Origin of the sequence: Microcystis sp. M049S2, from assembly GCF_020245625.1 — a bacterium.
Classification (GTDB): Bacteria; Cyanobacteriota; Cyanobacteriia; order Cyanobacteriales; family Microcystaceae; genus Microcystis; species Microcystis ichthyoblabe_A.
This window is the reverse complement of the sequence record NZ_JADBUN010000035.1, coordinates 38848-52412: the sequence shown is the minus strand read 5'-3', so window position 1 is coordinate 52412 and position 13565 is coordinate 38848. Positions and strand designations below refer to the sequence as shown.

Below are 13565 nucleotides of genomic sequence, written 5' to 3'. Positions count from 1 at the left end.
TTAATAATTAGAGCGACTTTGTTTAAGATTAAGAAACTTGGTAAATTCTGGTTGAAAAAGTAGCTTAATTGTGCCGGTGGGACCGTTACGGTGTTTAGTAATAATTACTTCGGCCACACCTCGATCGGGACTGTCGGGGTTATAATATTCATCTCGGTATAACATCATAATTAAATCCGCATCCTGTTCGATACTATTATGGACGATGATATTATTGGCAATAAAATTATGCAGTTTATCTACTGTTAAATCATACACTTCTGTCTCTCCATCCGCTTGAATTGCCATAACTTCATCCCAGTAAATATCACTATCAGCTAAGTGCTGTATTTGGGAACATTCAAGAATGTCTCCTAATTTATTGGCTCTTTCTCGACTTAAGTTTGATTTGTATAAACTTGTCCCACAATATTGATTACCCAGTGCAGCTTGCATTTGTCGTGTAGTTAAACCACTTTGTTCCATAGCGGGTACAGCATATAATCGCCAGATATCGTTAGGAATAATATCCTTATTAGGATTAGCTTGGTGATTTTGAAGATAAGTAGTTATTTCTTGTAAAGACTGGGTTTTATAGCTGCCAACAGCACCGATAATCTCAGTAAATTTCTTCAAGTCTGATTTACCTGTTATTGTAACATGGTATTGATCTCGTCCTTTTCCTGTTTGTGAGTGTTTCGATAGCTTTCCATTAATTTCTACTCTTAGTAAAAGCGATTGTACATCCTGGGCTAATCTTAAGCTACTGCTAGAATAATAAGCCATAGGACGAGGTGATTTTCCTTGAACCAATTTAAGGGAACCATCGGTACTCCAAAGATGACGTAAAAATAAGGCTATTGCTGATTGAGTTTGCTCAAAAACTTGAGGAGGAATGAATTTTTCATAGGAACGTAACCCCCAAACTCCTAGACGTTCTAACCATTGAGAAATAGGATTTTTAATATTATGAGTTAAGGGATAATTCGCTGTTAAATAAACCTGATACCATTGATGTTCAGGACTAATTCGAGGCTTAATTCGATTATCAAATACTTGTATCGCTAAAGAAGCAACTAAATTGGCTAAATCTAACTCTTTAGTCGTATATTGAACACTATGAGGTGGTAAGGTACATCCATCACCAATTAGATGACCTAATAAGGCTAATTCAGCATTACTCATAGTTTGTAATTGTGAACTAGGTAAAAAGCGAGGTAAAGCGATATAATTACCAATATTTAATTCATCTAATCTTTGCCAACCGTGGACAGTCAAAAACTTATGATTGCCTGTAGCTCTAATCGTGCGACCTAAACGAGTTGTTAATCGAAAAACTGGCTTAAATCCTGTGGAAAATACCTTAGTTACCAGTGCTTTTTCTAATTTCATTGTTTCCTCATTAAGAGCAAAAACCGTAAAATTAGAGCAATTCACTAACTGACAAATTGGCACTTTAGCACGAGGTTCTGCTAACTCAACTAAACTATCACCCGCTAAACATCCCGACTCGCGTAAATCGGACATCATCGGTCTTTTATTATTGCGAGATTCCACAGCGCGACTTAACTGAGAAAGAGCAATTACTGGAGCATGAATTTCTCTCGCTAAACCCTTAAGACTGCGGGTGATTTTAGAAATTTCCTGAACGCGATTATCACCTCCACCTTCCATTAATTGCAGATAATCGATTAAAACTAAGCCCATTTGTCCCTTTTTTTCCGCCTGTAAACGCCGCACTTGGGAACGCATTTGAAGCACACTTAAATTGGCACTATCATCGATATACATGGGCAAATTTAATAACTTTTCTAGTCCCCCAAGAACCTTCTCTAAATCATTTTGTCCCAAACGGCCCGAGCGAATCCGATTACTTTCGATTTTAGCCTCATTCGATAACAAACGTTGGGCTAATTGTTCCTTGGACATCTCCAAACTAAAGATAGCTACAGGTAAATTCTGTTGAGCGATATTATAGGCAATATTAAGAGCAAAAGAAGTTTTTCCCATGGAAGGCCTACCCGCGATAATAACTAAATCCGAGGGTTGTAAACCACTGGTCATCGCATCGAGATCATAAAATTGAGTTTCGATACCGGGTAGAGTGGTCGTTTCCTGCATCTTCTCAATCTCGTTAAAAGTTTCGATTAAAGTATCCCCCAGAAAAATTAAACCCTCCTGGGGTCGTTTTTGGGTGAGACGAAAAATCTTTTGTTCCGATTCATCGAAAACATTTTCTAATTCTAGCGTCGTATCCCTGGCTAACTCAATAATTTCTCCCCCGGTGGAAATTAACTGACGACGCATATATTTATCCATCACTAATTCCGCATAGCGATCGATGTTAGCAGCCGAGACAGTGCGCTCAATTAATTGTAACAATCGCGGCATTCCCCCGATTTCTTCCAGCAGATGATTATCCTGTAACCAACTGCTAACCGTCATTAAATCCGTCGGTTTTCCCTTCCCTTGTAAAGCGAGCGCCGCACGATAAATATCTTGATGGGTTTTCACATAGAAAGCTTCTGGAATTAAAAAATCACTGATTCTACCTAAAGCTTTTGGATCTAGTAAAATACCACCTAAGATAGATTCTTCCGCTTCAATATTTTGGGGGGGGAGGGATTGATCGCTAATCATTGTCAATGCTGACTGTGCTTTATCATTAATTATAGTCAGTTTCACGGTAATTAAATACAAATGTTCAGGTTAATGATCGGGGTTGGGTTTTGGGGTTTTAGGGTTTTGGGGTTTTAGTTGAAATTTCCCCACTTCCCCACTTCCCCACCTCCCCACTTCCCCACTTCCCCACTTCCCTTGTAAACAGGATTTAGTATGACTTTAATTGACTCCTCTGCGCTCTCCCCGGCCGTTTACTTTATTGGTGCAGGACCCGGAGATCCGGAATTATTGACGGTAAAAGCCTATAAAATTCTCCAAAAAGCCGATGTTATCGTCTTTGCTGATTCCCTCGTCCCCCAACAGATTCTTGAGGATACCCGTAAAGATGCCGAGTTAATTCCCACCAGTAGCATCACCCTAGAGGAAATTATCCCTTTAATAATCGATCGCGTGCGTCGGGGTTTAGCGGTGGTGCGACTGCAATCGGGGGATTTAAGTCTCTATAGTGCCATCCAAGAGCAAATTGAGCTTTTGACAGCAGCAGATATCCCCTTTCAGCTAATCCCCGGAATTAGTGCCTTCCAAGGATTAGCGGCCAAATTGGCCCTAGAATTAACGATTCCGGAATTAGTCCAGACAATTATTCTAACCCGGGTGGAAGGAAAAGCCTCTCCCATGCCAGAAAGTGAAGAATTAGCCTCTTTAGCCGCTCATAAAGCCAGTTTATGCCTATATTTAGCCGCCCGTCACGTTGACAAAGCCCAGGAAAAACTCCTAAGATACTATCCGGCAGAGCAACAGGTGGCCGTTTGTTTCCGTCTCGGTTGGCCCGACGAAAAAATCTGGGTTGTCCCCCTGTCAGAGATGGCCCAACTAACCCATCGAGAAAATTTAACTAGAACTACCCTTTATCTCATTAGTCCCGCTTTAAACCAGATTACAGGAACTCGATCGCAACTTTATCACCCGCAACACTCCCATCTTTTCCGTCCTCATTCTTAGGTATTTTCTGGGAAGTCTATCGAAAGAAACACTAGGTTTCTACCTAAAGATAGATTTAAAGAGCGGCGATTTTGTTTAAAATCGCAGTAGGAGGTAGGGCAATTTTAAAAGCTTTTAAAATTAGTCTAACAATCCATGCACAACTGCCCTATATGTTCGGGAATTACCCTTCGTCACCTTGTGGTTGGTCGTGCCTACTGGTATTGTCCTCACTGTCGTCAGGAGGTTCCTAACTTCCTTGATTGCTCCAGTCCTGCCAAGGTAAAGGTAGAGAGAGTTGGAGCGCAAAAAACAGTCTAGATTTGTAAGTTGGTAGATGGCAATAATATCTGTGGGATGGGTTAATTTTTAACCCACCCCACTTTATCTGTCTAGGGTTCGCTGAATAAATCTAAAAACCTTGTTGGATAATATCTTTAGACTTTTTTGAAATCAAAAAGTACCGGCGATGGGAGTGATCGGGGGGAAAATTCCTGGACTTTTTCCCTGAAAATTAGGTAATTGACCCCGGCTCGACTGAGCTCGCCGAACGTCCTCAAAATCGGTAAAACCCTACACCCTAAACCCCACACCCCACACCCTGCCACCACAAGAAACTTTTTGCCGCAAACCCTATCTAGACATCCCGAGGATTGAGATGGCTCATTTCCCAAGTCACATAGGTACCGATCGGACTCCAAATCAGGTAGGGTAGGAGTAGGATGCCCGCCCAAGAAGAAACAGGGAAAACCAATAGCGCCAGAAGACAACCCAAGAAAAAACCCGTACCTCCGATAATCGTTCCCGCTTTGAGACTGCGTAGTTTACAGGTGACGGGAGTATAGGCAGTAATAGTCAATTCCACCAACAGATAAAAAGCCATCAAAAACCAGCGATTAGCCGGTTGAGCTTCCCAGACTAAATAAGCAGAAATTGCCCCACAAATATAGATAATTGTCCAGATAAGAGGGATTAATCTTTCAAAGGTTAACCAATCGGGACGACGCAATCGCGCAAACCAACGCACATCGCGAGAATTGAGTAATCCCCCAGCTAACGCTACCAAAAATCCGACGACACCGATAAGCAACCAAGAGGGAATCATGATTTTAAGCTATCCTCCGCTAATTTTGGCTTTGTAACCCGATTCAATGAGAATTTGTAGAATTTTTTGGCGATGATCTCCTTGGATCTCAATGGCATTTTCTTTCACTGTACCACCCGTTCCGCAAGCAGTTTTTAACTGTTTTAATAATTTCGTCAGAGTTTCGGTTTGGCATTGAAAACCTGTAACTATGGTAACGGTTTTTCCCGCCCGACCAGATCGGGAGGTTTGTACTCGCAAATTCTGCTGATTCGGGGGTAATTCGGGAATGGAACGCTCAAAAGCCTGAGAATTGCTTTGATCTCCAAATTCCTGATAGGCAATCCGGTTTTTTTCCTTTGATTTACTCATATAGCAATTATCATAGTGGGTTTTGGTTGTGGGAAAGTGGGGAAGTGGGGAAGTGGGGAGATGGGGAAGTTGTCTCATCACCCTATCACCCCAAAACCCTATCACCCTATCACCCTATCACCCTATCACCCTATCACCCCAAAACCCTATCACCCTATCTCCTCCTGACTCCTAAATCCTGACTGCTAATAGCTCTTAATTGGTTGGACTGGCAGCGCATTTGATTAAGTTCAGCTGCCGACATTCGATCGAGATGACCTAAAATCATATTAACTCGACCTTGGGATTTTAATTTTTCTCGATGTCGTGCCAAAAAATCCCAGTAAAGAAAGTTAAAAGGACAGGCAAACTCCCCGACTCGTTCATTTTTTTTATACAGACAACCCCGACAATAATCACTCATTTTATCAATATAGTTGGCCGATGCGGCGTAGGGCTTGGAAGCGAGAATTCCCCCGTCGGCAAATTGTCCCATTCCCAGTACATTAGTCTGCATTACCCAATCGTAGGCATCGATAAAAACACTATGAAACCAGTTTTCAATCTCTTGGGGAGAGCAACCAAAAATTAAGGCAAAATTGCTCAAAATCATTAATCTTTGAATATGATGGGCATAACCAGTATTTTCCACCTGTGATAATACTTGTTTGAGGCAATTCATCTCGGTTTGGTTACTATCCCAAAAGAAAGCTGGTAAGGGTTGTTGATGCTCAAACCAATTGAGATTAGCGTAATCTTCTCCCAGATAATGATAAATTCCCTGCATATATTCCCGCCATCCTAACACCTGACGGATAAATCCTTCGATGCTATTTAGGGCTAAATTATCTTTTTTATAGGCAATTGCTGCCGATTGAATAACTTCCAACGGCGTTAGTAATCCTAGATTCAGATAGGGAGATAATAGGGAATGCCAGAGGGTTTCTTCTCCCGTTACCATCGCATCTTGGTATGGTCCAAAGTTGGGCAGACAATTAGTAATAAAATGCTCCAAGACTTGTAAAGCTTGTCTGCGGGTTACTGCCCAGCGAAAAGGTTTGATTTTTCCATATTTAGGAATATCTAAAGCTTCCACATCAGCGATAACCTGAAGGGTAATTTCATCGGGTTCAAACCAAAGAGGAGCAGCAGTTTTTAATCCATCCTTGGGCGGTTTGCGGTTTTGTTTATCAAAGTTCCATTGTCCTCCTATGGGTTGATTATTCTCCATTAAAATCTGCCATTTTTTGCGACTTTCTCGATAGAAATCCTCTAGTAATAGTCTTTTACGAGATTTAGCCCAATTATTAAAATCTGTCCTTGTCCAGAGAAAGTGATTATTATCAATTAGGGTTATAGCACAGTCTAAATTGAGATTTTTAATTAATCTAAGAAAGGGCAAATCATTAGGCATCATGATCTGTAATTCTTTAATGCCTAATCGTTTAATCCAAGCAGATAAAATCGGCTCAAAATCTTCAGCAACTTCGTAAGTGACAGACCATCCTAAAGTTTTTAATTCTTCGGCAAAATGACGCATCGCCGACCAGATTAAAACTAATTTTTGCTGATGATAGGGTCTTTGTCGAATATGATTGTGGGATTCAATTAAAATAACTGGCGTTTCCTGTGAATAGGCTTGACGATTAGCTAAGGCCGCTTGTCCTGTCCATAATTGATCCCCTAAAATCCAAATACCAATGGTCATAATTATTTCATTGCCTCGACTATTCCGCCGTATTTTTTAGCCATAATATCCGCCATTTCCCGAGCAGAAAATTTACTGGCTTTATCAATGCTGGGGGTAAATGTCCCCGTAGGGGTTAAATAATGGGTGAATACCCCGACTTTTTTGCTAATAATCCACATATTTCTTGAAGTCAAAAATCAAAAAGGGGATGGGTTGTGGGGTGTGGGGTGTGGGGTGTGGGGTGTGGGGTGTGGGGAGGTTTTTTTCAGTGATCGGTAAACAGTAATCAGTGAACTTAAAACTCAAATCTGATAACTGATAACTGATAACTGATAACTGATAACTGATTAGGTTTTTGTCCTGAGACTTTGGGCGCTTAGATAAAGTTGCGTCCATTCTTTGACCACTTGCGTGCGTTGACAGTTTAATTCGCCAGCGATTTCCTCAAGGGTTTTACCCGCTTTTAAGCCCTCGATAACGCTTTTACCCGTGGGAGAAAGGCCAGCATAGTAACTTTGCCATTGACTGAGAGTTAAGCCAAAATTATGCTCTTTCGGGCTGATTTCTAACCATTCAGCGATTAATTCTGTCCCTTCCTTGAGGGCAAAAACCTTAATCGCATGATAGCCAACTTTTTCCCGGAGACGATAGATCCGTTGAATGGGAATATTCATCGCTTTGGCGATCGCATCTTGGCTTTCGCCCCCTAGATAGAGGTTAAACCAAGTCACCGCCTCCGGACTAACATTTTCCTCTAGATACTTGGCAAAACTCTCTTGAACTTTTGCCCGTTGAATTTGCGCTTCTTGGGAAGTGCGTTGATCTTCGTAGGTAGCGATCGCATTTTGATCCAGTAAACTTAAGCTAGTTTCCCCCTCATCGCCACTAATTTCATCGGAGAGAATCCTGATCATTTCTTGCCGAGGCACATTAGTGATACCGCTTCTCGATTGACGACGGAGATAATTAACAAAACGATAGGCTAACAGGGGTTGATTGCGGATCGGACGCAGAGCGTATTCCTCTAGGGTGGCTAACAGAAGCCGATCGCGAGTAGCTTGATCATTGGTACAACGAGCGATCCATGCTAACTGGGATTGCAGATAGCGATCGCTATTTAACATCTCTTGAATAATTTCTTGCAAGACATCGGCCACCGCTTGCCGACGATCGCGACTTAAGGAAACCCAAGTGCGAATTTTTTGCCGGAGAGTGACACAAGCACCGAGACGATCGATCAGGTTACGATAGGCGCGGGTGGGACTAACCTTGAGATAGCGTTGCCGCAGAATTTGCCAAAGATAGACTAATCCCCGTTTAGCGATTTCTAAATCTCTCTGGTCTAAATTTTCCCAACGTTGGCTATCTTCACCGAGTAACCAATTGATAATGGTATCCCGTTGGCGATCGGTTAAGGAATCCTCTGTTTGAGAGAGGCGATCTTGCCATTGTTGCCTTAACTCGTCGATTATTGTCGTCATCGAAAAATTGAGTTCCAAACCCCGTCTTTTGAGGACGGCTTTAGTTTGAATATTAGCGCATTTACACGATATATGCTAGAACCTGAGCCATGGAGAAAGCCTATCGCTACCGATTTTACCCAACACCCGACTAGAACGAACTAATCAATTAAGTCTTTTGCCGGATCAGGATTTAGGGCGATCTCGAAGAGTTCCGCTTTGCGGTGCGCATCCCTGCCTAGGGTGCATTCCCTGAAAACATGACAATTTCAAGGTTAACCAATATTTGGGAATGCACCACCCCTACCCTTCATGGATTTGATTGTGGACGGACTGTTTTAATTTATAATTCAGGAACATTTTCCTGTTCATAATTTTCTATTAATATTCCCAACATTTCCATTAAAAAAGCAAGAGGATGATTTTCATTTTCTCCTATTTCATCTATCAAATTATCTAACATAATTACTAATTGTTCATATTCTGATTCGCTGCGAGGGATAAAGAGTATTGGCTTTAAGTTTGTCCAGGCTTGCCGTGTTTTCTCTAGATCTATCGTCGGCATTTTTTTACTCCTTCCATTTGTTTTTGTTGTATTCAGGATGAGTTAAAACTTCTCGAATATAAACTTTTTGTCGATTGTAATGAATTGCTGCTATGAGTCTAATCTTATTTACACCTTGGAACCCCCTAAGCTACATCTACATACTCACAGATCGACACTGATTCAGGAACAGTTAATCCATCTTCTTTTAAGCCTTCCAAATGAAAAATTATTGCCTCAGCAATTAATTGTTTAACTTCTTCTAATGTTTCTGCAACCGCAACACAACCGGGAAGATCGGGAACATAAGCACCATAGCTATTTTCTCCTTTTTCAATAACGACTGCATATCGCATTATATTTTGTCCTCCTCAATTTGAGCTTGTCGCCATATATTTTTAAGAGTCCCAATAGGAAAGGAACATCAACGCTGGATTTCCCCGATACCGTTACCGTACCAGATTTTGAGGGATGTTTATACTGCCTATGACTTCCTCGTGTTCTAGCAAGATACCAGCCATCCGCTTCTAACACTTTAATCACTTGTTTGAGTTTCATGATTCTGGATTTTAACACAATCACATCGCCTCGCAGTGCCGTGTCCTCGTAGTTTGGGTTGAGCGAAACAATGCTGGGTCGAAAACGTATCAATTCGATTGTCTAAGCGAAACCCAACACCCCGAAGGGTCACTCCAGGTTAGGTTTCCTTACGTCAACCCAACCTGTAATTGAGGGGGGTACTTTATTCATGACTACAATGACCAACAAAGCAAAGGTTTGAGCTATCACCACTACAATAAAATCACTACTCACCCGCAGCAGATAAAGCCATAAGTCCCGAAAATATTCCCGTTAATTAGCTTTAACTTTCTGCCCGATCGTATCGGCAGTGGTAGTAGAAACCATGGCCGCCATAACTTGTTCGGGGGAAACCGTAAAAGGTAAACGATGAATGTCCGAATTAGGCTGACAGGCAATTGCGGCCGCGTGGCGCAATTGGGCAAGGGAAACATCTCTTAATCCTAAATCCTCTAGGGATTTAGGTAAACCAATTTGTTCATAAAACTGGATTAGTTGCCCCCGGGCCGATACTGCCAATTGATTGCCCAAAACTATTTCCTCTAGACGCAATTGGGCGAGAATGCCGTAGGCGACTTTTTCCCCGTGCAGGGCATGATGGCAAGCGGGAATATGGGTTAAACCATTATGAATTGCATGGGCGGCCACGGTACGACAATTAGCACCCCCTAAACCACCAATTACTCCGGCTAATAAAACGGTGGCATCTACCACCTGTTTCCAGTCCTCCCCGCCGATATTTTCCAGGGCTGCCGGGGATTTTTGGAAAAGAATATCCCGCAAAACCCGGGCCTGTTGGACAGCGGCAATGATCAGGGTTTCTGTGGAGTGACCGCTACTGACAGAAGCTTCGTACCATTTAGCGATCGCATCGCCAATACCGGCGATTAAGGTTCTTTTCGGGGCAGTTTGGATAATACCGTAATCGAGAATTAATAAATCCGGACAACGGGCTAGGGACAGATCGTAAAGAAACGCCCCCGCGTCAGAATAGACGTTAGATAGGGCTGTCCAAGCGGCACAGGTAGCGGCGGAGGTGGGAATCGTGGCGATCGGCAAATGGCACTGATGGGCGAGTAATTTGGCCGTATCGAGGGCCTTGCCGCCACCCACACCGATGATAAAATCTGCCTCATGACTCTTGACAGATGCCTTTAAATATGCTAAGGAATTTTCCGAACAATCGGGGGCGTAACTGTGATAACTAGGAGTGAGATTTTTCAGGGGAGATGACAAAAAAGCTAAATTGCGATCGCCGCCCACCACGAGGGGACGTTTGCCCAAATCCGCTAACTTGCCGGTGGATTCTTCTAGGGCATTGTCACCCCGAATCACTTGTGCGGGGGCGATTAACAGGGGCAAAACAGCGACAGCATTGGACATTTTTTGACAACCTCAAGGATTATTGGCTAATTTTAGCGAAACTTTCGGGAAAAAGCTGTAGTTCAGGAGTATTATCCCCCGGGGCGGAGAAGGATTTTTTAATCTGTCCCAGGTACAAAGGAGCAGATAAACCGGGCTGAGGGTGAACCAGAGTGCGAGCGCTAATGATAAATTGATTATTACCGCCAGCACCGGCGCGACCGGAGGAAAACAAGTCACTAGCGGCTTGTTTTAGGGTTGCTTCCACCTGCTCGGGAGTAACAGTATTGGGCAGGGAGATAACAGCTTGATTAGCTCCGTTATCATAGACAAGGGAGAATCTCACCGCTCCAGGAATTTCGGTACGGGTAAATAATCCTAACCCAAGACCGAAAATCCCCACCGTCAACACGGCCATAAAGCTAGTGACACCGACGAGACGAAAGCGGATTCCCCAACCGACGAGAAAAGCGATAATCGTGAGTACCAAAAAAACCAGCGTGGCAATACCGGACCATTGGGTGTATTTGGCAAAGTTCAGGGGAATGTCCATATTTTCTATAATACTGATTCTATGAAAACGGTTAGCATAAACCATTGTACCTATCCTGTTGTCGAAACTTTCCATTCTGTCCAGGGCGAAGGCTTTTGGACGGGAAGCAATGCTTTTTTCCTCCGTTTGGGAGGTTGCGATGTCTATTGTCCTTGGTGCGACCAAAAAGAGTCTTGGAATGCTCACCGTTATCCCCAACAATCCCTGCGGGAATTGGTAGAGATGGCAAAAGGGGCTAACCCCGCTATGGTGGTGATTACCGGGGGTGAACCTTTAATGCATAATCTTGATCCTTTGACCAAGGAATTAAAAAATCAGGGTTTACGGGTACATTTAGAAACTTCTGGCGCTCATCCTTTTACTGGGGTTTTCGATTGGGTGACTTTTTCTCCTAAAACTTATAAAATGCCCGATCCTAGTATTTATACACGGGTAAATGAGTTAAAAATTGTCGTGGCTAATCCAGAGGATTTAGACTGGGCAGCTATGCAGGAAAGTAAGTTATCGGAAGGGGTGATTAAATATCTACAACCCGAATGGAATACAGTGGAAAGCAAAGAGTTAGTCTTTAATTATGTTCTCCGGCATCCCCAATGGCGTCTCAGTCTCCAAACCCATAAGTTTTTAGGAGTCCGCTAGTCAGTTATCAGTTATCAGTTATCAGTTATCAGTTATCAGTTATCAGGAGTCAGTTATCAGGAGTCAGTTATCAGGAGTCAGTTATCAGGAGTCAGGAGTCAGGAGTCAGGAGACTACTTTTTATTTATTCTCCCCACTTCCCCATCTCCCCACTTCCCCATCTCCCCACTTCCCCATCTCCCCATCTCCCCGCTTCCCCACTTCCCCATCTCCCCATCTCCCCCCGCAACGCGCACGAAGTGGTCTCCCCACTTCCCCATCTCCCCAATTCATAATTCATAATTCATAATTCATAATTCCCAATCCCTAATTTACTAACAAGAGGTTAAATACTATGTCTAACAACAATTCTGAACGAGTAGTGCGTCGTGGTCGAGTTTTTCCAGAGATGCAATCTACAGAGGAAGAAAAGGCCAAACATCGCGCCCGACAATTAGAATTTTATCATCGTTGTTGGCCGATTTTTCAGAGTTTACAGCCCCGGTTAATGAAATATTATTATGGTTGGTACATTGCGATCGAACCCGATAGCGGCGATTATTTTATCGATCCCGATCAAGAAGTGGCCAGTAAAAAAGCAAGGGCAAAATATCCCGACAAAATCCATCATATTTTTGGCATTAATGAAACTGGAGTTAGTGGCAGAATATGATTGAAGGGAGATTTGGAACCAAAGGACAAATTTATTTTGATATCGATTTAGTTGGCGATGATGGATTGATTCTACCCGCAGAAGTTATGCTGGATACGGGTTTTACCGAGTTTTTAGCCATAAATAGTCAAGATGCTGACAGTCTTGATTGGCGTTTTTTGCGACAAAATAAATTGATAACCGCTCAAGGAGAAGCATTTTTTGATATATATTTAGGCAGAGTAAGAATTGATGGTCAGGAATACGAAATTCCCGTTTTTGCAGGGGAGGCAATTAAGGAGATTTTGTTAGGTTCGCGGTGGCTCAAACAATTTATCTTAGTAGCTAATTATCAACAAGCACAGGTGACATTAGGGTAATGACAAAAAAGGCGATTATTTTACTTTCCGGGGGATTAGATTCAGCGACGACAGCAGCGATCGCTCTAGCGGCTGGTTATCAATTAATCGCCCTTTCCTTTCGTTATGGACAAAGACACGAGCGGGAATTAGCGGCGGCGAAAAAAATTGCTAATTTCCTCAATATTAAAGAACATCATCTGATCGAAGTCAATCTATCTTTGTGGGGAGGTTCCGCTTTAACGGATCAATCTATAGCTATTCCCCAAGAGGGAATTAACCCAGATATTATCCCGATTACCTATGTGCCGGGGAGAAATACAGTTTTTATTTCGATCGCTCTTTCTTTAGCGGAAGCAAGGGAAGCGGAGGCGATATATTTAGGAATTAATGCGGTGGATTATTCTGGTTATCCCGATTGTCGTCCCGAGTATTTAGATGCCTTTCAAACTTTAGCTAATTTATCATCGAAAGCGGGTTTAGAAGGGAAAGCACCCCAATTAATTGCCCCTTTGGTGATGGATAGTAAGGTAGATATCGTCCGTCGTGCCGTTAGTTTAGGGGTTCCCATTGCTGATACTTGGTCTTGTTATCAAGGAGAAGTTGAACCCTGCGGTTTATGCGATTCCTGCCGCATCAGAGATCAGGCTTTAATTGAGGCTGGTTATCCCGAATTAGCTACTTCCTTCTTGAAACAGTCAGGAAAAGGAGGCCGATAGTGAAAAATGGAG

General features: G+C 42.7%; 17 protein-coding genes and 1 pseudogene. 6 read left to right on the top strand and 12 right to left on the bottom strand.

All coding sequences use genetic code 11. The features are described from left to right. The gene (locus IM496_RS03050) at positions 1–2619 is read right to left on the bottom strand and encodes a replicative DNA helicase (protein ID WP_194015016.1); all 2619 of its coding nucleotides are present in this window, start codon (positions 2617–2619) and stop codon (positions 1–3) included. Positions 2620–2814: 195 nt separating this feature from the next. Between IM496_RS03050 and cobM the strand changes: the two genes are divergently transcribed. Next, positions 2815–3603, top strand: a complete 789-nt coding sequence (gene cobM, locus IM496_RS03045) for a precorrin-4 C(11)-methyltransferase (RefSeq protein WP_194018146.1) — start codon at positions 2815–2817, stop codon at positions 3601–3603. 616 nt (positions 3604–4219) lie between these two features. On the opposite strand, the gene IM496_RS03040 is transcribed toward cobM, so the two are convergent. The 5 genes from IM496_RS03040 to IM496_RS03020 form a co-directional block, all read right to left on the bottom strand. After that, positions 4220–4687 (bottom strand): TspO/MBR family protein, encoded by a 468-nt coding sequence (locus tag IM496_RS03040; RefSeq protein ID WP_002799098.1) that lies wholly within the window; start codon positions 4685–4687, stop codon positions 4220–4222. A gap of 9 nt (positions 4688–4696) precedes the next feature. Further along, positions 4697–5038 (bottom strand): translation initiation factor, encoded by a 342-nt coding sequence (locus IM496_RS03035; RefSeq protein ID WP_002802447.1) that lies wholly within the window; start codon positions 5036–5038, stop codon positions 4697–4699. Between the two features lie 154 nt (positions 5039–5192). Beyond that, a complete protein-coding gene (locus IM496_RS03030) occupies positions 5193–6725 on the bottom strand; it encodes a cryptochrome/photolyase family protein (RefSeq protein WP_287661193.1) in 1533 nt (510 codons plus the stop codon). Between the two features lie 2 nt (positions 6726–6727). Next, on the bottom strand, positions 6728–6886 hold the full coding sequence (locus tag IM496_RS03025; RefSeq protein WP_002776561.1) for a hypothetical protein: 159 nt from the start codon (positions 6884–6886) through the stop codon (positions 6728–6730). A gap of 168 nt (positions 6887–7054) precedes the next feature. Continuing rightward, the gene (locus IM496_RS03020; RefSeq protein WP_287661192.1) at positions 7055–8188 is read right to left on the bottom strand and encodes a HetZ-related protein 2; all 1134 of its coding nucleotides are present in this window, start codon (positions 8186–8188) and stop codon (positions 7055–7057) included. Between the two features lie 89 nt (positions 8189–8277). On the opposite strand from IM496_RS03020, the gene IM496_RS22275 reads away from it, so the two are divergent. Next, positions 8278–8322, top strand: coding sequence for a helix-turn-helix domain-containing protein (locus IM496_RS22275; RefSeq protein WP_110980728.1), 45 nt, complete (start codon positions 8278–8280; stop codon positions 8320–8322). 188 nt (positions 8323–8510) lie between these two features. Here IM496_RS22275 and IM496_RS03015 read toward each other — a convergent pair whose 3' ends face one another. The 6 genes and pseudogenes from IM496_RS03015 to IM496_RS02990 all read right to left on the bottom strand — a co-directional run bounded on the left by IM496_RS03015 (position 8511) and on the right by IM496_RS02990 (position 11250). Further along, positions 8511–8732, bottom strand: coding sequence for a hypothetical protein (locus tag IM496_RS03015; protein ID WP_194017990.1), 222 nt, complete (start codon positions 8730–8732; stop codon positions 8511–8513). Between the two features lie 4 nt (positions 8733–8736). Beyond that, complete coding sequence (locus IM496_RS03010) at positions 8737–8817, bottom strand: type II toxin-antitoxin system HigB family toxin (RefSeq protein ID WP_287661205.1); 81 nt, start codon at positions 8815–8817, stop codon at positions 8737–8739. Positions 8818–8857: 40 nt separating this feature from the next. After that, on the bottom strand, positions 8858–9067 hold the full coding sequence (locus tag IM496_RS03005) for a type II toxin-antitoxin system HicB family antitoxin (RefSeq protein WP_002750184.1): 210 nt from the start codon (positions 9065–9067) through the stop codon (positions 8858–8860). Then, positions 9067–9269 (bottom strand): annotated as a pseudogene (locus IM496_RS03000) (type II toxin-antitoxin system HicA family toxin). The gene IM496_RS03005 and the pseudogene IM496_RS03000 overlap by 1 nt, the downstream one beginning before the upstream one ends. Before the next feature lie 294 nt (positions 9270–9563). Beyond that, positions 9564–10673, bottom strand: coding sequence for an iron-containing alcohol dehydrogenase family protein (locus IM496_RS02995; RefSeq protein ID WP_002750186.1), 1110 nt, complete (start codon positions 10671–10673; stop codon positions 9564–9566). 19 nt (positions 10674–10692) lie between these two features. After that, complete coding sequence (locus IM496_RS02990; protein WP_002781770.1) at positions 10693–11250, bottom strand: Ycf51 family protein; 558 nt, start codon at positions 11248–11250, stop codon at positions 10693–10695. Here IM496_RS02990 and IM496_RS02985 point away from each other — a divergent pair. The 4 genes from IM496_RS02985 to queC all read left to right on the top strand — a co-directional run bounded on the left by IM496_RS02985 (position 11227) and on the right by queC (position 13553). Next, a complete protein-coding gene (locus tag IM496_RS02985) occupies positions 11227–11844 on the top strand; it encodes a 7-carboxy-7-deazaguanine synthase QueE (protein WP_194017988.1) in 618 nt (205 codons plus the stop codon). The genes IM496_RS02990 and IM496_RS02985 overlap by 24 nt on opposite strands. Positions 11845–12178: 334 nt before the next feature. Next, complete coding sequence (locus tag IM496_RS02980) at positions 12179–12496, top strand: hypothetical protein (protein ID WP_194018402.1); 318 nt, start codon at positions 12179–12181, stop codon at positions 12494–12496. Then, positions 12493–12855, top strand: coding sequence for a hypothetical protein (locus IM496_RS02975; protein ID WP_002789279.1), 363 nt, complete (start codon positions 12493–12495; stop codon positions 12853–12855). The genes IM496_RS02980 and IM496_RS02975 overlap by 4 nt, the downstream gene beginning before the upstream one ends. Next, a complete protein-coding gene (gene queC, locus IM496_RS02970; protein ID WP_193961533.1) occupies positions 12855–13553 on the top strand; it encodes a 7-cyano-7-deazaguanine synthase QueC in 699 nt (232 codons plus the stop codon). Before IM496_RS02975 ends, queC begins: the two co-directional genes overlap by 1 nt. Positions 13554–13565 lie beyond the last annotated feature (12 nt).

What these genes read in the sequence shown, in the direction of transcription:
- IM496_RS03050 (WP_194015016.1), bottom strand. Translation starts at nt 2,619, where the DNA reads ATGATTAGCGATCAATCCCTCCCCCCCCAAAATATTGAAGCGGAAGAA.
- cobM (WP_194018146.1), top strand. Translation starts at nt 2,815, where the DNA reads ATGACTTTAATTGACTCCTCTGCGCTCTCCCCGGCCGTTTACTTTATT.
- IM496_RS03040 (WP_002799098.1), bottom strand. Translation starts at nt 4,687, where the DNA reads ATGATTCCCTCTTGGTTGCTTATCGGTGTCGTCGGATTTTTGGTAGCG.
- IM496_RS03035 (WP_002802447.1), bottom strand. Translation starts at nt 5,038, where the DNA reads ATGAGTAAATCAAAGGAAAAAAACCGGATTGCCTATCAGGAATTTGGA.
- IM496_RS03030 (WP_287661193.1), bottom strand. Translation starts at nt 6,725, where the DNA reads ATGACCATTGGTATTTGGATTTTAGGGGATCAATTATGGACAGGACAA.
- IM496_RS03025 (WP_002776561.1), bottom strand. Translation starts at nt 6,886, where the DNA reads ATGTGGATTATTAGCAAAAAAGTCGGGGTATTCACCCATTATTTAACC.
- IM496_RS03020 (WP_287661192.1), bottom strand. Translation starts at nt 8,188, where the DNA reads ATGACGACAATAATCGACGAGTTAAGGCAACAATGGCAAGATCGCCTC.
- IM496_RS03015 (WP_194017990.1), bottom strand. Translation starts at nt 8,732, where the DNA reads ATGCCGACGATAGATCTAGAGAAAACACGGCAAGCCTGGACAAACTTA.
- IM496_RS03005 (WP_002750184.1), bottom strand. Translation starts at nt 9,067, where the DNA reads ATGCGATATGCAGTCGTTATTGAAAAAGGAGAAAATAGCTATGGTGCT.
- IM496_RS02995 (WP_002750186.1), bottom strand. Translation starts at nt 10,673, where the DNA reads ATGTCCAATGCTGTCGCTGTTTTGCCCCTGTTAATCGCCCCCGCACAA.
- IM496_RS02985 (WP_194017988.1), top strand. Translation starts at nt 11,227, where the DNA reads ATGAAAACGGTTAGCATAAACCATTGTACCTATCCTGTTGTCGAAACT.
- IM496_RS02990 (WP_002781770.1), bottom strand. Translation starts at nt 11,250, where the DNA reads ATGGTTTATGCTAACCGTTTTCATAGAATCAGTATTATAGAAAATATG.
- IM496_RS02980 (WP_194018402.1), top strand. Translation starts at nt 12,179, where the DNA reads ATGTCTAACAACAATTCTGAACGAGTAGTGCGTCGTGGTCGAGTTTTT.
- IM496_RS02975 (WP_002789279.1), top strand. Translation starts at nt 12,493, where the DNA reads ATGATTGAAGGGAGATTTGGAACCAAAGGACAAATTTATTTTGATATC.
- queC (WP_193961533.1), top strand. Translation starts at nt 12,855, where the DNA reads ATGACAAAAAAGGCGATTATTTTACTTTCCGGGGGATTAGATTCAGCG.